This window comes from Nonomuraea maritima (assembly GCF_900100395.1).
GTDB classification, from domain to species: domain Bacteria; phylum Actinomycetota; class Actinomycetes; order Streptosporangiales; family Streptosporangiaceae; genus Nonomuraea; species Nonomuraea maritima.
On record NZ_FNFB01000025.1, the window covers coordinates 34,802 to 51,622 of the forward strand.

The window sequence follows — 16,821 nt, forward strand, 5'->3', positions numbered from 1 at the left end:
GCGGCGAAGGTGAATATTCATCACATTGGCTTCCCCGCGTGCTCAGTAAAGACAAAAGCGGGGCGCGCGCCGCTCCATGGCCGGCGACGAGGGGAGAGGGGACCCGACGGGAAACTCGCGCCCCGCCGGGCCCAAGTGATCTCCGGGAGGGGTGACAATCGGGAAAGCAGGTGCGCCATGATGGCCATGTGCCCGCCGCCTTCCGGCCCGGCCGGTGACGGCGCGAACTCCACCGTGCCCCCCTGGAGACCGCATGTCCCGACCGCTGATCGGCATCACCGCCTACTTCGAAGCAGCCCGCTGGGGCGACTGGGTGCGCGAGGCCGTGCTGTCACCTCCGTCCTACGCCAAGGCGGTCGCGCGTGCGGGGGGCGCGCCGGTGGTCCTGCCGCCGCTCGGCCCGCAGAGCGCCGACGACTACGTGAGCGGCCTTCGGGGCCTCGTCCTTTCGGGCGGCGTCGAGGTCGGCACCGACGCCTACAACGCCGAGCGCGACGAGCGCGTCCCCGAGCCCCAGACCCACCGCGACCGGTTCGAGCTGGCCCTGGTCAGGGCCGCCGTCCGCGCCGGCCTGCCGATCCTCGCCATCGCCCGCGGCATGCACGTGCTCAACGTCGCCCAGGGCGGCACGCTCATCCCGTGGCTGCCCGAGGTGCTCGGCAACGACCGCCACACCGAGTCCGGCGGCGCCCACGTCATCCAGGTCAGCGTCTCCAGCAAGCTCGGCAAGGCGCTCGGCGACAAGGTCGAGGTCACCGCGCCGCACCACCAGTCCGTACGCCGCCTCGGCAGCGGCCTGCTCGCCGTGGCGTGGGCCGACGACCAGATCGTCGAGGGCATCGAGCTGCAGGGGCACCGGTTCGGCGTGGGCGTCCAGTGGCACCCGGAACGCGGCGACGACAACCGGCTCTTCGATGCGTTCGTCGAGGCGGCCCGCTAGGCTTCGATCATGCCGCTGCACCCCCAGGCGCGCGACCACCTCGCCCGGCACCCGTCCGATCTCAGCGTCGATCCGGCCACCCTCGACCTGGCGGCCATCGAAGAGATCCGCTCGCACGACGCGCTGGCGATCCACCGCGGCCCGCTCACCAAACTGCCGCTCATCCGTGACGAACTGGCCGAGGGCGTCCCGGTCCGCATCTACCGCGCTGACACCGGCGACGCGCCGCTGCCCGTGGTCGTCTACTTCCACGGCGGCGGCTGGGTCTTCGGCAGCGTCCAGCGCAACGACGCCGCCGGGCGCGACCTCGCCCTCCGCACCGGCGCGGTCGTCGTGTCGGTCGACTACCGGCTGGCGCCCGAACACCCCTTCCCCGCCGCCGCCGACGACGCCTGGACGGTCGTCCGCGACATCTTCGCCCGGCCCGCCTTCTACCAGAGCAACGGCAGCGTGGCGGTGCTCGGCGACAGTGCGGGCGGCAACCTCGCCGCCGTGGCCGCCTGGCAGGCCCGCGACGCCGGGCTGCGCCTGGCCCACCAGGTGCTCGTCTACCCGGTCGTCGACCTGGCCATGGACACACCGAGCTACGCCGAGTTCGCCAAGGGCTACGGCCTCGACGCCGAGGAGATGGCCTGGTTCGCCCGGCAGTACGCGGACGGCGCCGACCCGGCCGACCCGCGCCTGTCCCCGCTGCGCCTGCCCGACATGTCCGGCCTGGCCCCGGCCACCGTCGTGACCGCCGAGTACGACGTGCTGCGCGACGAGGGCGAGCGGTACGCCCGCCGCCTCGCCGACGCCGGTGTCCCTGCCGAACTGCGCAGGTTCGACGGCGCGGTGCACAGCTTCTTCGTCCTGCCCGGGCTGTTCGACCAGGCGGCGCAGGCACGCGACTACGTCGCCGCCCGGCTGAAGGAGGCGCTGTGACAGGCCCGTACGAGAAGCTCAAGATCGACACGCCGGCCGAGGGCGTGCTGCGGGTGACGATCAGCGAGCCGGGCCGGCTCAACGCCGTCGACGCGACCGCCCACCGCGAGCTGGGCGAGGTCTGGCGCGACGCCGACCGCGACGACTCGGTGCGGGCGGTCCTCGTCACGGGGGAGGGGCCGGCGTTCTCGGCGGGCGGCGACCTGTCGATGATCGAGGAGATGACGCGCGACCACGCCACCCGGCTGCGGGTGTTCGCCGAGGCCCGCGACATCGTCTACAACGTGCTCAACTGCTCCAAGCCGATCGTCTCCGCGATCCGCGGCCCGGCCGTCGGCGCCGGGCTCGCCGTCGCGCTGCTCGCCGACATCTCCGTCGCCGGCCGCACCGCGCGCATCATCGACGGCCACACCCGGCTCGGCGTCGCGGCCGGCGACCACGCCGCGATCGTCTGGCCGCTGCTGTGCGGCCTGGCCAAGGCCAAGTACCACCTGCTGCTGTGCGAACCCGTCACCGGCGAGGAGGCCGAGCGCATGGGGCTGGTCAGCCTGTGCGTCGACGACGACGAGGTGCACGACAAGGCGATGGAGATCGCCGTCAGGCTGGCCTCGGGGGCGCAGGAGGCGATCCGGCTCACGAAGTACTCGCTCAACAACTGGCTGCGCCTCGCGGGCCCGTCGTTCGACGCGTCCCTGGCGATGGAGTTTCTCGGCTTCACCGGCCCCGACGTCGTCGAGGGCGTGCGTGCGGTGCGCGAGAAGCGACCGCCGTCGTTCGGTTGAGCGACGGGTGTGCTTCCCCCGCCTTCGGGTAGGCGGGCCTCATGCGGGGTGGACCGCTGAGACAGCAGAGGAGGAGCCGGCCCACCCGTACGCTCGGGGACCACGGGGCCGGGGGGCCTCCTGTGACAACTCGGGCGAACCGGGCATCTGAGCCGCCAGGGAGTCGAGCAGGGAGCTTCCCGGCGTTGGGTCCGGCCACCCGATCCAGGCGCCGATCGGGAGGCCGGGCTCCCTGAGCCCGGGGATCAGCGGGGACGTCGTGCGTTGAAGACGAAGGCCGGGGGAGTGTTGCGCCAGACCGTACGCCCCTGGACGACCTCCTCGAACCGCTCGGCCAGCAGCGCGCGGAAGCGCCGCGCCGAGCTGAGCGCGATGGCGTGCGCGTAGGAGAACGTCGTGAACGCCGCCCCCGGGCTCATGGCCGCCGTCACCGCGGCCAGCAGATCATGCTGCAGCCCGTTGGGGAACGCGGCCCACGGCAGCCCGCTCACCACCACGTCGGCCGAACGCAGGCCCCGCTCACCCAGCAGGTCGGTGAGGCGGGCGGCGTCGGCGTGCGCGACGTCCACGCCGGGGAACCGCTCGGCCAGCAGCCCCGCCAGCGTCTCGTTGAGCTCCACGGCCAGGTGGTGGCCGCGCCCGCCCAGCCGCCGCTGGATCTCGGCGGTGAACGCGCCCGTGCCCGGCCCGAGCTCGACGACGACCGGCTCGCCGCGTTCGGGGATGGGGGCGCACACGGCCGCCGCGAGGCGCCGGGAACTCGGGGCCACCGCGCCGATCGTGCCGGGGGAGCGCAGGAACTGTCCGAGGAAGAGCGCCGTGTCGTTCGCCATGACCCGAAGGTAGGGGATGTTCGGCGCTGATCGCTCCACCGTCCGGACACAGGTCCGGCCACTTGGAGGAGGCGAATTCCCTCGCGGGGAGGATCGGCCGGTCACGGACGGCCGATACCGTGTGTGCATGCGTTGGCGTGGTGTGCCACTGGACGTCCTGCTGGCGGCGTCCGGAGTGAGCCTGGATCTGCTGACCACGGCGAACGCCGGCGACACCCCTTCCCTGCCCGCCGCGTCCAACATCCCGATGGCGCTGCTGGTCGGCCTGCCCATGGGCCTCGTACGCCACCGGCCGCTGCTCGTCACCCTCTACCTGGCCGCCTTCCTCGCCGTCACCGACCAGCTCGGCTCGTTCACCTCCAACACCGCGCAGATCCTCCTCTGCGTGGCGCTGGGCGTGGCCGGATACCGTGCGCGGCCGCGGGCCACCAGCATGGCCGTGGCCCCCGCCATCGCCGCGACCGCGCTCAACCTCGCCGGCTCCGACTCCCCGCCCACCGCCAACATGGTCGTGTACGCCGTGCTGCTGCCGGTCGCCCCCGCCGTGCTCGGCTCCTACCTGCGCAGTACCGCCGAGCGGCTGCGCGAGCGCGACGTCACCCCCGACGCGCTGCTCGCCGCGGGCGGCGTGACCATCACCGTCCTCACCACCTGGACCTCCTGGCACTCCGGCGGCCAGCCCGTGTGGGTCGCCGGGCTGCTCGCCGTCGTCGGCGGCCTGTCGCTGGGCGTCGCCCGGCGGCTGCCCGGCCTGGTCCTCGTGCTGCAGGGCGTGCTGCTGGTCACCGCCGACGCCTATCTCAAGGACGCCGTCACCACCTGCCTCATCCTCACGCTCATCGCCATCGGGGTGTTCGCCATGCGGGTGCACTCGTGGGCGTGGACCATCGCGGCGTACCTCACCGGCTGTCTGCTCGGCGCGATCGCCATGGTCGGCGACGACACCGAGATCACCGCCTTCCGGGCCGGGGTGCTGATGTCGGTGGTCGCGACGCCCATCGCGATCGGCCGCTACCTCGGGATGCGCCGGGCCGCCGTGGCGGCCGAGCGGCTGCGCGGCGAGGAGGCCGCCCGCGCCGCCGTGGCGCAGGTACGCGCCGACCAGCTCGCCGAGCGCGAACGCATCGCCCGTGACGTGCACGACATCGTCGCCCACCACGTCGGCGCGATGGTCCTGCGCGCCGGCGCGGCCCGCTACACCGCGCCCGACGGCCCGGTCGCCGACGCGCTCGACGACATCCGCGAGGCCGGCCACCAGGTGCTGCAGGACCTGCGCGACCTGCTCGACCTGCTGCGCGACCCCGACCGCCAGCCCGACCTGCTGACCGACCCCTCCGACGTGGTCCGCGAGGCCGCCGAACGCATGTCCTCGGCGGGCCTCGCCGTCGACCTCGACCTCGACCCGGCCACCGACCACGCCCCACTCATCGCCCGCGCCTCCGCGGCCCGCATCGTCCAGGAAGGACTCACCAACGTGCTCAAACACGCCGGCCCCGGCACCAGGGTCCGGGTCTGCTTGGCGGCCTCGCCGGAGGGGATGGAGGTCGAGATCCGCAACGGCCGCCCTCCCACCACCGTCGAGCGGCTGCCCTCCTCGGGGCGCGGCCTGGCCGGCATGCGTGAACGCGTGCGTGCCCTCGGCGGCACCCTCAGCGCCGGCTCAGACGGCGACGGCGGCTGGGTGCTGCTCGCGCACCTGCCCGCCCGCCCGGCGTCGGGCATGACGCAGGACGACGTGAGCACGCCGGCCTGCGGCCTGGGGAACGCGCTGAGGAGCAGGGCGTGATCCGCGTGCTGGTGGCGGACGACCAGGCGCTCGTCCGCGCGGGGGTGCGCATGCTGCTGCAGGCCGCGGGCGACATGGAGGTGGTCGCCGAGGCGGCGGACGGCGCGGAGGCCGTCCGCCTGGCCGAGCGTCACCTGCCCGACGTGATCCTCATGGACCTGCGCATGCCGCGGGTCGACGGCCTGGAGGCCATCCGCCGGGTGCTCGCCGCCCGGCCGGGCGCGCGGGTCGTGGTGCTGACCACGTTCGCCGAGGACGGCAATGTCTACGCCGCCCTGCGCGCCGGGGCGGTCGGCTTCCTGGTCAAGGACGACGACCCCGCGCGTATGGTGGACGCCGTCCGCCGGGCCGCGTCCGGCGAGCAGCTGCTCGCGCCGTCGGTGCTGCGCCGGGTGGTGGAGCGCTTCCTGGCCGCCGAGGAGCAGGCGGCCGCCTCGCCGGTTCCGCCGGGGCTGACGGAGCGCGAGCTGGAGGTGCTCGCCCTGGTCGGCACCGGCCTGTCCAACGCGGAGATCGCCGAGGAACTGCACGTCGGCGTCACGACCGTCAAGACCCACATCGCCGCCGCGATGGAGAAACTGGGCCTGCGCAACCGCATCCAGGCCGCCGTCGTCGCCCACCGCTCCGGCCTGGTCGACGCCTCCTTCCGCCCCGTCCACCCCCGCCGCAACCCGTCGAACCCCTGACCACCGGCCCACCTCCACCGGCCCGCCGGCCGGCCGCCGTCTCCGTCCGCAGCTACGTTCGCCACGGGATCGGTGGGGTTCCGGCGCCGCTAAGGTCGGACGTGTGTATGTGAAGATCTGTGGTCTGAGCGAGCCGGAGCACGTGGTCGCCGCCGTTGAGGCGGGAGCCGATGCCATCGGCTTCGTTCTGACGAGGAGCTCGCGCCAGATCACGCCCGAGCGCGCCGCCGAGCTGGGCGCGCTGGTGCCCGAGCACGTGCTCACGGTCGGCGTGTTCCGCGGCGAGGACCCGGCGACCGTACGGCAGGCGGCGCTCGCCTCCGGGGTACGCGCCGTCCAGTTGCACGGCCGCCACCCCCACGGCGACTTCACCGCGCTGAAGGACCTCGGCGTCCGCCTCGTCAGGGCCGTGGACGCCCAGGCCGACCTGCGGTGCGGCGCCTTCGACGAGGACCTGCTGATCGTCGACGCCCCCCAGGCGGGTTCCGGCCTGCCGTGGGACTGGGCGGCCGTGCGCGGCCGCGCCTCGGGGCGGTGGATGCTGGCGGGCGGCCTCGACCCGGCCAACGTGCGGGAGGCCGTCGCCGCCGCCGACCCGTGGGGGGTCGACGTCTCCAGCGGCGTCGAGACCGCTCCTGGCGTGAAGGACTCCACGCTGATCCAGGCGTTCCTGAAGGCGGTACGCGGGTGACGACGGCCCCGCCCGATTCGGCCGCGCTGACCCGCGCCGTACGGTTCCTGCACGACTTCGCCCGCCGCAAGTCCCCGCGCGTGCTGCCCGTGCCCGGCGGCTTCGCGGTGCTCGACGACCGCTACACCGGCTCCTACGACGACAACAAGCTGATCGTCACCGAGGCGGCCGACCCGGGGGCGATCCTGGCGGCCGCCGACGAGGTGCTGGCCGCCAGGCAACACCGGCTGGTGTGCACCGACGACGACCGTCTCGGTGCGGCCCTCGAACCCGCCTTCACCGCCGCCGGCTACACGCACGAGACGAACCTCGTCATGACCTTCCACGGCGACCCGCCGCACGACCCGCCCCCGGCCGAACGGGTCGACCTCGGCGAGCTGGTGCCGGTGCTGCGTGGCGAGTGGCGCCGTACGCTGCCCGAGGCCACCGACGACGTGGTCGACGGGTTGGCCCGGCGGGCAGAGGCGCGGCCGCGGGGAGCAGAAAGGGTGGGCTTCTACGCCGTCCGCACCCCTGAGGGCGAGATCGCCGCCCATGCCGACCTCTACGTGCACGAGGGTGTCGCCCAGATCGAGAGCGTCTTCACCGCGGAGGAGCACCGGGGCAAGGGCTACGCGCGCGCCCTGCTGACGGCCGTGCTCGCCGAGGCCGTGGACGCCGACCTGATCTTCCTGGTGGCCGACGCCGCCGACTGGCCCCGTCACTTCTACACCCGTCTCGGCTTCACCGAGGCCGGCCGCGCACACGACTTCCTCCGCGCCTGAGCCGCCGGCAACGGCCCGTCCTTCACCGCTCCTGTGCCGCCGGCGGCGGCACGCTGCGCCCTACCCGAGTCGCCAATAACGTCATACATGGCGGAAAAGCATGTAATGCCCCATCCTGGGCCGCTGCGGCCGGGCCCCACGCAGTAGGGTCTGCTGCGTGAGTGAGACTTCCGCCGAGGACCGTATCTGGACGGTTCCCAACCTCCTGAGCTTCCTGCGCCTGCTGGGCGTGCCCGTGTTCCTGTGGCTGGTGCTCGGGCCCAAGGAGGACGGCTGGGCCATCGGGGTCCTCGCGGTCGCCGGTTTCACCGACTGGCTCGACGGAAAGATCGCCCGCGCGTTCAACCAGACCAGCCGCCTCGGCCGGCTGATCGATCCCGCCGCCGACAAGCTCTACGTCTTCTGCACGCTCCTCGCCCTGCTGCTGCGCGAGGTCATCCCGTGGTGGCTGGTCGTCCTCATCCTCGCCCGCGAACTCTTCGTCGGGGCGTCCATCCCCGCCCTCCGTAAATACGGATATAAAGCGCTTCAAGTGCATTTTCTGGGCAAGGCAGCCATGTTCAACCTCATGTACGCCTTCCCGCTCCTCTTCCTCGCGACCCACCCCGGGTGGTATGCCGATATAGCCCGAGTTGTTGGGTGGGCGTTCGCGCTCTGGGGAACGGGCCTGTACTGGTGGGCGGGGGTGCTGTATGTGGTACAGGTGCGACAACTCGTAACCGCGGCCAAGAAGGGGTGATCGGGTGAAGGCGGTCGTCATGGCGGGCGGAGAGGGCACTCGGCTGCGTCCGATGACTGCCAACCAGCCCAAACCCCTGCTCCCCGTCGCCAACCGCCCGATCATGGAACACGTGTTACGCCTGCTCAAACGGCACGGCGTGACCGACACGGTGGTGACGCTCCAGTTCCTCGCCGCCCTTGTGCGCAACTACTTCGGCGACGGCGACGAACTCGGCATGAACCTCGAGTACGCCACCGAGGACGTCCCCCTCGGCACCGCGGGAAGCGTCAAGAACGCGGCCGCCCGCCTCCGCGACGACCGATTCATCGTCATCTCCGGCGACGCCCTCACAGATATTGATTTATCGAGCATGCTCCGCTTTCACCGCGAAAATGGAGCCCTTGTCACGATCGGCCTGAAACGCGTTCCCAATCCGCTCGAATTCGGGATCATCATCGTCGACGACGGCGGCCGCGTGCAGCGCTTCCTGGAGAAGCCCACCTGGGGCCAGGTCTTCTCCGACACCGTCAACACCGGCATCTACGTCATGGAGCCCGAGATCCTCGACGCCGTCGCCGACGGTGAGCCGGTCGACTGGTCCGCCGACGTCTTCCCCACCCTCCTCGCCCGCGGCGCCCCCATCTACGGCTACGTGGCCGACGGCTACTGGGAGGACGTCGGCACCCACGAGAGCTACCTCAAGGCCCAGGCCGACGCCCTGTCGGGCAAGGTCCGGGTGGACATCGGCGGCTTCGAGATCTCCCCGGGCGTCTGGGTGGCCGACTCGGCCTCCGTCGATCCCGACGCCGTGCTCAAGGGCCCCGTGCTCATCGGCGACTACGCCAAGGTCGAGGCGGGGGCCGAGCTGCGCGAGTACACCGTGATCGGCAACAACGGGGTCGTGCGCGAGGGGGCTTTCCTGCACCGCGCGGTCGTCCACGACAACGTCTACCTCGGCCCCGGCGTCCACCTGCGCGGCTGCGTGATCGGCAAGAGCACCGACGTGATGGCCGGCGCCCGTATCGAGGAGAACGCCGTCATCGGCGACGAGTGCGTCATCGAGTCCGAGGCGTACGTCTCCAGCGGGGTCAAGGTCTACCCGTTCAAGACCATCGAGGCCGGCGCGGTGGTGAACACCAGCGTCATCTGGGAGTCGCACGGCCGGCGCAGCCTGTTCGGTCCGCGCGGCGTCAGCGGCCTCGTCAACGTCGAGATCACCGCCGAGCTGTGCGTCCGCCTCGCCAGCGCGTACGCCACCACCCTGCGCAAGGGCTCCCTCGTCGTCACCTCGCGCGACTGCTCGCTCGCGGCCAGGGCGCTCAAGCGGGCCGTCAACGCGGCGCTGACCGCGAGCGCGATCAACGTCCTCGACCTCGAGGCCGCCCCGATGCCCGTCACCCGCTTCCACACCGCCAGAGAGTCGGCCGCGGGCGGCATCGCGCTGCGCACCACCCCGGGCGACCCGCAGAGCGTGGACATCGTCATCATGGACGGCCGCGGCGCCGACCTGGCCCCGGCCGCCCAGCGCAAGCTGGAGCGGGTCTTCTCCCGCCAGGAGTACCGCCGCGCCTTCCCCGGCGAGATCGCCGAGCTGACGTACCCGTCTAGGGCCGTCGAGGGCTACACCCGTGAGCTGCTCGCCCACGTCGGCGTGCACGGCGTGCGCGACATGAAGGTGGTCGTCGACTGCGCCGGCGGCACGTCCTCGCTGGTCCTGCCCGCGCTGCTCGGACGGGTCGGCGTGGAGGCGCTCATCGTCAACGCCCGCCTCGACGACGTCTCGCCCACCGAGACGCTGGCCGGCCGGCGTCGCGACCTGCAACGCCTGTCGGAGCTGGTCGCCTCCTCGCGGGCGGCGTTCGGGGTGCGGTTCGACCCGGTCGGCGAGCGCATCGCCCTCGTCGACGAGCGGGGCCGGCTCATCAGCGAGGAGCGCGCGCTGCTCGTCGTCCTCGACCTCGTCGCCGCCGAGCGCCGCGGCGGACGGGTCGCCCTGCCGGTCACCACGACCCGCGTCGCCGAGCAGGTCTGCCGGTTCCACGGCGTGCAGGTGCAGTGGACGACCACCGCGCTCGACGCGCTCACCTCGGCCGCGGCCGGCCACGACATGATCTTCGCGGCCGACGGGCGCGGCGGGTTCGTGGTCCCGGAGTTCAGCCCCGCCATCGACGGGCTGGCCGTGTTCATGCGGCTGCTCGGGCTGGTCGCCCGCACCCGCCTGTCGCTCAGTCAGATCGACGCGCGCATCCCCGAGGTGAAGCTGCTCAAGCACGCCGTGCCGACCCCGTGGGCGACCAAGGGCGCCGTCATGCGCTCGGTCATGGAGGCCGCCGAGGCCGAGGGCGGCGGGCGCGTCGACACCACCGACGGTGTCCGGATGGCGTACGACGACGGCAGCTGGGTGCTCGTGCTGCCCGCCGCGGCGGAGCCTGTCACCGACCTGTGGGCCGAGGCGTGGGACGTCGACGCGGCCCAGGCGCTGCTCGAACGCTGGGCCCGTATCGTCGAGCGGGCCGCCACGTGAGGCCCGCCGGAGGAGAAGGGAAAATCTGTGCCGACGCCGCGCGCGGAAAGCGCCGCAAGATCGTAATGTTGAAGTGCGCGGCGGCATGGACCGCGGGGCGGGGCGACGGTAACTTGGTCTGCGTCCAACCCGAGTCCAGCGCCCCGGCTTGACCTTTGCCGCTGATCAGCGTAAGTTGCGGCATTCGCAAAAGTGGAAAAGCGAAGGCAGGCGCGCCCGAAAGCACCGTCGCCGCGTCTTCGCGGTAGGAGGCCGAGCCGATCGATGCCGAGCGTCTACTGCACGCAGTGCGGGCACGCCAACCCCGAGGATGCCCGTTTCTGTTCCCGTTGTGGGTCACCGCTGACCAGACCCGAGGTCTCCGGGGACACCACGTCGACGATCTCCGTCGCGGGAATCGAGGCGTACGAGGCTGAGACAGGCGACATGCTCCTGGCCGAGCGGGCGCTCGTCGAGCAGCTGCCGCCGGGCGCGGCCCTGCTCACGGTCACCCGGGGGCCCAACCAGGGCAGTCGTTTCAGGCTCGACAAAGACCTGACCACGACCGGGCGCCACCCCGAGAGCGACATCTTCCTCGACGACATCACGGTCTCCCGCCGGCACGTCGAGTTCTACCGTCACCGCGGCGGCCAGTTCTCCGTGCGCGACGTCGGCAGCCTCAACGGCACCTACGTCAACCGGGAGCGGATCGAGGAGGTACCGCTGCACTCCGGAGACGAGGTGCAGATCGGCAAGTTCCGGCTTCTCTTCCTGATGCGGGGCCACTCCGGCGTATGAGTGAGCCAAGCGCGCGATCCATGGACACGCGCCCGGACGGGGCCGGGGCACCGGCGCTGGAGGCCTCATGAGCTCGCAGGCCGCACGCTCGCACATGAGCATCGGTGAGGTGCTCGCCCTCCTGCAGGGCGAGTTCCCCGACGTCACCGTCTCCAAGATCAGGTTCCTGGAGGGTGAGGGCCTGATCGAGCCGGAGCGCAGCCCGTCCGGCTTCCGGAAGTTCACCCACCTGCACGTCGAGCAGCTCCGCTTCATCCTCACCGAGCAGCGCGACAACTACCTGCCGCTGCGGGTGATCAAGGACAAGATGGCCGAGAGCTTCGGCCGGCCGCGCGTCGTGCAGGACAAGCAGGAGGTCCGGCTCAGCCGGGCCGAACTGCTGGAGGCCGCCGACATCGACGAGGAGACCCTCGCCGAGCTGGAGGACTACGGCCTGCTGGCCCCGGTGGCCCGGCGCTACGACGAGGAGGCGCTCAAGGTCGCCCGCGTCGTCGGCTCCCTGTCCCGCTTCGGCCTGCGGGCCCGCCACCTGCGCGGGGTCAAGGCCGCCGCCGAGCGTGAGTGCGGCCTCGTCGAGCAGACGGTCGCCCCCATGCTCAAGCGCCGCGCCCCCGGCGCGATCGCCGAGGCCGACGAGGCCGCCAGGGAGGTCTCCACCCTTCTGCTCGACCTGCACGCCTCTCTCGTACGTACGGGCATCCGCTCGGTCTTCGGGCGTTGAGCAGCGGACGAACGTCACATGGGCCCTGCTTGACCTCTGGGGCGAGGGCGCATTCCGGGCCCCGCGGGTGTTACGTTGAAACGAAGAGCCAATCAGCAGAAGCGATGTTCGAAGAGCTGTGCCGGGTGACCGGTCACAATTACGGAGCAGCCCGTGTTGCAGATGGAGGTCGTGGGCGTACGCGTTGAAATGCCCACCAATCAGCCGATCGTCCTGCTCAAGGAGGCACACGGGGAACGGTTCCTGCCCATCTGGATCGGCATGACCGAAGCCACGGCCATCGCCCTCGCCCAGGCGGAGGAGCCGCCACCGCGGCCTCTCACCCATGACCTGTTCCGCGACGTGCTGAGCGCCCTCGGTGTCGGCCTGCGGGCGGTCAACATCGTCGCCCTGCGCGACGGCATCTTCTTCGCGGACCTCGTCTTCTCCAACGGGGTGGAGGTCAGCGCCCGCCCGTCCGACTCGATCGCGCTCGCCCTGCGCACGGGGGCGCGCATCTTCGCCAGCGAGGAAGTCGTCCAGGAAGCGGGTGTGATCATCCCCGACGACCAGGAGGACGAGGTGGAGAAGTTCAGGGAGTTCCTTGACACAATCACTCCCGAGGACTTCGGCCGGGCGGGGTAGGTATTTCAGTGCATTTACGCTTCACGACGCGCCGAGCCGGATCGTTGACTGCGCATGGTCACGGTCCTACGGTGCAAGTGAAACCCATGGCCGCACTTCACGAACCCCCAGATCAGGCCATGGGATGAGAGAAAGCCGGAGGTCCGCGTGGCGGTCAGCAGCGGCGAGGGAAAAACGGCCGGCCAGGAAGATCCGGTGCGGCGTGAGAGTGCGCGGCAGCGTGCGGGAGAGCAGGGTCTGCTCTTCGACGAGCAGCCGGCGCAGCTGCCGGCCGACATCGGCTACCGCGGGCCGACGGCCTGCGCGGCGGCCGGCATCACCTACAGGCAGCTCGACTACTGGGCGCGCACCGGTCTGGTGGAGCCCACGATCAGGGCCGCCCAGGGCTCCGGTTCGCAGCGCCTCTACAGCTTCCGCGACATCCTGGTGCTCAAGGTCGTCAAGCGGCTCCTCGACACCGGGGTCTCCCTCCAGCAGATCCGTACGGCCGTGCAGCATCTGCGTGACCGCGGGGTCGCCGACCTCGCGCAGATCACGCTCATGAGCGACGGGGTCAGCGTCTACGAGTGCACCTCCGCCGACGAGGTGATCGATCTGCTCCAGGGCGGCCAGGGCGTGTTCGGCATCGCGCTCGGCAGGGTCTGGCGAGAGGTCGAGGGGTCGCTCGCGGAGCTGCCGGGGGAACGCGCGGCGGTCGAGGACACCGTCCCGGCCGACCACCCCGCTGACGAACTCGCCCGCAGGCGCCGGGCCCGCCGCATCGGCTGAACAGATCCCGGCATTCGGTGACAGGCCGGTCATCAGCGCCAATCGTCGTTATGTCGCCTTACCGTAGTAACCTAGGGCAGGTAAGGCTGACGACCCCGTGCGGGAGAGTCCCCGGGCTGATGAGTGCCGGGGCGCCGAAGGAGCAACCCTCCCCGGAATCTCTCAGGCATCCAGTACCGCTCGGGCGAGGCAACTCTGGAAAGCAGGTGCGTCTGCCAGACGCACCTCACCGACGGTGCAAGCCCCACGGGGTGAAGCTCTCAGGTCGCGGCGCACCGCCGCACTGACAGAGGGGGAGATCCGGCACTCGCCCGCGCCCTGGCGCCGGTCTCCATAGCCTCGGGAGGCACCTCGATGACCGACCTGTCCGCACCGCCCTTCTCCACCAGGCACATCGGGCCTTCGGAGTCCGAGCAGCAGCGCATGCTCGAGGCCGTGGGCTTCGAGTCCGTGGCGGACCTCGTGGCGGTGGCCGTACCCGAGGCCATCAGGGCCAAGGACAGCCTCCAGCTTCCCGCTCCGGTCGGCGAGGCCGAGGCCATCGGCGAGCTGCGCGCCCTGGCCGGACGCAACCGCGTGATGACCTCCATGATCGGGCTCGGCTACTACGACACCGTCACGCCCGCCGTCATCCGCCGCAACCTGCTGGAGAACCCGGGCTGGTACACCGCGTACACGCCGTACCAGCCGGAGATCTCGCAGGGGCGTCTGGAGGCGCTGCTGAACTTCCAGACCGTCGTCTCCGACCTCACCGGCCTGCCTGTCGCCGGGGCGTCCCTGCTCGACGAGGGCACGGCCGCCGCCGAGGCGATGACGCTGGCCCGCCGCGCGGGCAAGTCCAAGAGCTCGGTGTTCGTGGTCGACGCCGACGCGCTGCCCCAGACCAAGGCCGTGCTCGCCACCCGCGCCGAGCCGCTCGGCATCACGCTGGTCGAGCACGACCTCGAGGGTGACCTGCCCGAGTGCTTCGGCGTGCTCGTCCAGTACCCGGGCGCGTCCGGGTGGGTGCGCGACTTCCGCGCCGTGGCCGCCGCCGCCCACGAGGCAGGCGCGCTCGTCGTGGCCGCCGCCGACCTGCTGGCCCTGACGCTCGTGGCCGCCCCCGGTGAGCTGGGCGCCGACATCGCGATCGGCTCCTCGCAGCGGTTCGGCGTGCCGTTCGGGTTCGGCGGGCCGCACGCGGCCTACATGTCCGTGCAGGAGGGGCTGCAGCGGCAGCTGCCCGGCCGCCTGGTCGGCGTGTCGGTCGACGCCGACGGCGGCCCGGCCTACCGCCTGGCCCTGCAGACCCGTGAGCAGCACATCCGCCGTGAGAAGGCCACCAGCAACATCTGCACCGCGCAGGTCCTGCTGGCCGTCATCGCCGGCATGTACGCCGTCTACCACGGCCCCGAGGGCCTGCGCCGCATCGCCCACCGGGTGCACCGGCACGCCGTCGTCCTGGCCGACGGGCTGCGCGGGGCCGGCGTCGAGGTCGAGCACGGCGAGTTCTTCGACACCGTCCTCGCCCGCGTGCCCGGCCGGGCCGCTGAGATCGTGGCCGCCGCCGCCGAGCAGGGCGTGAACCTCTGGCAGGCCGACGCCGACCACGTTGCGATCTCCTGCGACGAGAAGACCGGCGCCGCCGAGGTCGCCAAGGTGTGGGCCGCGTTCGGCGTGCCCGCCGGCGAGGTGGACGTCGAGGGCGCCGCCGACGCGCTGCCGCAGTCGCTGGCGCGCGAGAGCGGGTACCTCACCCACCCGGTGTTCCACCAGCACCGCTCCGAGACCGCGATGCTGCGCTACCTGCGCAAGCTGCAGGACAAGGACATCGCGCTCGACCGCTCCATGATCCCGCTCGGCTCCTGCACGATGAAGCTGAACGCGACCACCGAGATGGAGCCCATCACCTGGCCCGAGTTCGCCGCGATCCACCCGTACGCGCCGGAGGAGCAGTCCGAGGGGTACCGGGAGCTGATCGGCTCGCTGGAGAGCTGGCTGGCCGAGGTGACCGGCTACGACGCCGTGTCCATCCAGCCGAACGCCGGCTCGCAGGGCGAGTTCGCGGGCCTGCTGGCCATCCGCGCCTACCACCGCGCGAGCGGCCATGGCGAGCGCGACGTCTGCCTCATCCCGTCCTCGGCGCACGGCACGAACGCCGCCAGCGCCGTCATGGCGGGCATGCGGGTCGTCGTGGTGGCCTGCGACGACCAGGGCAACGTCGACCTGGCCGACCTCGACGCCAAGATCGACAAGCACCGTGACGCGCTCGCGGCGATCATGGTGACGTACCCGTCGACGCACGGCGTGTACGAGGAGACCATCACCGAGATCTGCGAGAAGGTGCACGCGGCCGGCGGTCAGGTGTACGTCGACGGCGCCAACCTCAACGCCCTGGTCGGCCTGGCCAAGCCGGGCGCGTTCGGCGCCGACGTGTCCCACCTCAACCTGCACAAGACCTTCTGCATCCCGCACGGCGGTGGCGGCCCCGGCGTCGGGCCGGTCGCGGTGCGCGCCCACCTGGCCGAGTTCCTGCCGGGTCACCCGCTGCGCGACGGCAGCGCCGTCGGCCCGGTGTCGGCGGCCCCGTACGGGTCGGCGGGCATCCTGCCGATCTCGTGGGCGTACGTCCGCATGATGGGCGCCGAGGGCCTCAAGTCGGCCACCGAGCAGGCCATCCTGTCGGCCAACTACGTGGCCAGGCGGCTGGCCCCGCACTACCCGGTGCTCTACACCGGCCGCGGCGGCCTCGTGGCCCACGAGTGCATCATCGACCTGCGCCAGATCACCAAGGAGACCGGCGTCACCGTCGACGACGTCGCCAAGCGGCTCATCGACTACGGCTTCCACGCGCCGACCATGTCGTTCCCGGTGGCGGGCACGCTGATGATCGAGCCGACCGAGAGCGAGGACCTGCGCGAGCTCGACCGGTTCGTGGACGCCATGATCGCCATCCGGGGCGAGATCGCCAAGGTGGCCTCCGGCGACTACGACAAGACCGACAACCCGCTGCGCAACGCGCCGCACACGGCCGAGGCGGTCACCGCGGACGACTGGTCGCACCCGTACACCAGGGCCGAGGCGGCCTACCCGGTGCCGTCGCTGCGCGACGGGAAGTACTGGGTGCCGGTGCGCCGCATCGACCAGGCCTACGGCGACCGCAACCTGGTCTGCTCGTGCCCCCCGCTGGAGGCGTACGAGGACTGATCCCGTCCGGCGGCTCACCGCGTGCGGTGAGCCGCCGGCATCGGAGGTCTGAGGGATGTGGCGGTCCGGTCAGTCCTTCCGTGTCAACGGAGCA

Annotated in this window: 15 protein-coding genes and 2 riboswitches; of the genes, 14 read left to right on the forward strand and 1 reads right to left on the reverse strand. The window is 71.8% G+C overall.

Features of this window, described 5'->3' with window-relative positions; translation table 11 throughout:
* The first annotated feature begins 253 nt into the window (after window positions 1–253).
* Genes BLR04_RS29730 through BLR04_RS29740 form a run of 3 tightly spaced genes read left to right on the forward strand, consistent with a single transcriptional unit; the run spans window position 254 to window position 2,646 of the window.
* A complete protein-coding gene (locus BLR04_RS29730) occupies window positions 254–940 on the forward strand; it encodes a gamma-glutamyl-gamma-aminobutyrate hydrolase family protein (protein WP_090771478.1) in 687 nt (228 codons plus the stop codon).
* A gap of 9 nt (window positions 941–949) precedes the next feature.
* Complete coding sequence (locus BLR04_RS29735; RefSeq protein WP_090771480.1) at window positions 950–1,864, forward strand: alpha/beta hydrolase; 915 nt, start codon at window positions 950–952, stop codon at window positions 1,862–1,864.
* Window positions 1,861–2,646 carry an enoyl-CoA hydratase/isomerase family protein gene (locus BLR04_RS29740; protein WP_090771482.1) on the forward strand — a complete coding sequence of 262 codons (786 nt, stop codon included), beginning with the start codon at window positions 1,861–1,863 and terminating at the stop codon, window positions 2,644–2,646. The genes BLR04_RS29735 and BLR04_RS29740 overlap by 4 nt, the downstream gene beginning before the upstream one ends.
* Window positions 2,647–2,891: 245 nt before the next feature.
* On the opposite strand, the gene BLR04_RS29745 is transcribed toward BLR04_RS29740, so the two are convergent.
* Complete coding sequence (locus tag BLR04_RS29745) at window positions 2,892–3,479, reverse strand: class I SAM-dependent methyltransferase (protein WP_090771484.1); 588 nt, start codon at window positions 3,477–3,479, stop codon at window positions 2,892–2,894.
* 127 nt (window positions 3,480–3,606) lie between these two features.
* Between BLR04_RS29745 and BLR04_RS29750 the strand changes: the two genes are divergently transcribed.
* The 11 genes from BLR04_RS29750 to gcvP all read left to right on the forward strand — a co-directional run bounded on the left by BLR04_RS29750 (window position 3,607) and on the right by gcvP (window position 16,727).
* A complete protein-coding gene (locus BLR04_RS29750) occupies window positions 3,607–5,265 on the forward strand; it encodes a sensor histidine kinase (RefSeq protein ID WP_245740684.1) in 1,659 nt (552 codons plus the stop codon).
* Window positions 5,262–5,951, forward strand: coding sequence for a response regulator (locus BLR04_RS29755; protein ID WP_090771486.1), 690 nt, complete (start codon window positions 5,262–5,264; stop codon window positions 5,949–5,951). The genes BLR04_RS29750 and BLR04_RS29755 overlap by 4 nt, the downstream gene beginning before the upstream one ends.
* A 103-nt stretch (window positions 5,952–6,054) precedes the next feature.
* Window positions 6,055–6,642 (forward strand): phosphoribosylanthranilate isomerase, encoded by a 588-nt coding sequence (locus BLR04_RS29760; protein WP_090771488.1) that lies wholly within the window; start codon window positions 6,055–6,057, stop codon window positions 6,640–6,642.
* Window positions 6,639–7,406 carry a GNAT family N-acetyltransferase gene (locus BLR04_RS29765; protein WP_218129228.1) on the forward strand — a complete coding sequence of 256 codons (768 nt, stop codon included), beginning with the start codon at window positions 6,639–6,641 and terminating at the stop codon, window positions 7,404–7,406. The genes BLR04_RS29760 and BLR04_RS29765 overlap by 4 nt, the downstream gene beginning before the upstream one ends.
* Before the next feature lie 157 nt (window positions 7,407–7,563).
* Window positions 7,564–8,145, forward strand: coding sequence for a cardiolipin synthase ClsA (gene clsA, locus BLR04_RS29770; RefSeq protein WP_090771490.1), 582 nt, complete (start codon window positions 7,564–7,566; stop codon window positions 8,143–8,145).
* A gap of 4 nt (window positions 8,146–8,149) precedes the next feature.
* Window positions 8,150–10,651, forward strand: coding sequence for a mannose-1-phosphate guanyltransferase (locus tag BLR04_RS29775; RefSeq protein ID WP_090771492.1), 2,502 nt, complete (start codon window positions 8,150–8,152; stop codon window positions 10,649–10,651).
* A gap of 264 nt (window positions 10,652–10,915) precedes the next feature.
* Window positions 10,916–11,428, forward strand: coding sequence for a double zinc ribbon and FHA domain-containing protein (locus BLR04_RS29780; protein ID WP_090771495.1), 513 nt, complete (start codon window positions 10,916–10,918; stop codon window positions 11,426–11,428).
* A gap of 67 nt (window positions 11,429–11,495) precedes the next feature.
* Window positions 11,496–12,149 (forward strand): transcriptional regulator FtsR, encoded by a 654-nt coding sequence (ftsR, locus tag BLR04_RS29785; RefSeq protein WP_176903350.1) that lies wholly within the window; start codon window positions 11,496–11,498, stop codon window positions 12,147–12,149.
* A gap of 153 nt (window positions 12,150–12,302) precedes the next feature.
* On the forward strand, window positions 12,303–12,773 hold the full coding sequence (locus BLR04_RS29790; RefSeq protein ID WP_090771501.1) for a bifunctional nuclease family protein: 471 nt from the start codon (window positions 12,303–12,305) through the stop codon (window positions 12,771–12,773).
* Window positions 12,774–12,920: 147 nt separating this feature from the next.
* Window positions 12,921–13,541, forward strand: coding sequence for a MerR family transcriptional regulator (locus tag BLR04_RS29795; RefSeq protein ID WP_090771503.1), 621 nt, complete (start codon window positions 12,921–12,923; stop codon window positions 13,539–13,541).
* A gap of 90 nt (window positions 13,542–13,631) precedes the next feature.
* Window positions 13,632–13,730: riboswitch (glycine riboswitch) on the forward strand.
* A riboswitch (glycine riboswitch) is annotated at window positions 13,731–13,841 on the forward strand.
* A gap of 54 nt (window positions 13,842–13,895) precedes the next feature.
* Complete coding sequence (gene gcvP, locus BLR04_RS29800) at window positions 13,896–16,727, forward strand: aminomethyl-transferring glycine dehydrogenase (RefSeq protein WP_090771505.1); 2,832 nt, start codon at window positions 13,896–13,898, stop codon at window positions 16,725–16,727.
* Window positions 16,728–16,821: the final 94 nt, after the last annotated feature.

Bases quoted from the DNA above. Each gene is read 5' to 3' on its own strand.
- BLR04_RS29730 (WP_090771478.1), top strand. From the start codon at position 254: ATGTCCCGACCGCTGATCGGCATCACCGCCTACTTCGAAGCAGCCCGC.
- BLR04_RS29735 (WP_090771480.1), top strand. From the start codon at position 950: ATGCCGCTGCACCCCCAGGCGCGCGACCACCTCGCCCGGCACCCGTCC.
- BLR04_RS29745 (WP_090771484.1), bottom strand. From the start codon at position 3,479: ATGGCGAACGACACGGCGCTCTTCCTCGGACAGTTCCTGCGCTCCCCC.
- BLR04_RS29750 (WP_245740684.1), top strand. From the start codon at position 3,607: ATGCGTTGGCGTGGTGTGCCACTGGACGTCCTGCTGGCGGCGTCCGGA.
- BLR04_RS29780 (WP_090771495.1), top strand. From the start codon at position 10,916: ATGCCGAGCGTCTACTGCACGCAGTGCGGGCACGCCAACCCCGAGGAT.
- ftsR (WP_176903350.1), top strand. From the start codon at position 11,496: ATGAGCTCGCAGGCCGCACGCTCGCACATGAGCATCGGTGAGGTGCTC.
- gcvP (WP_090771505.1), top strand. From the start codon at position 13,896: ATGACCGACCTGTCCGCACCGCCCTTCTCCACCAGGCACATCGGGCCT.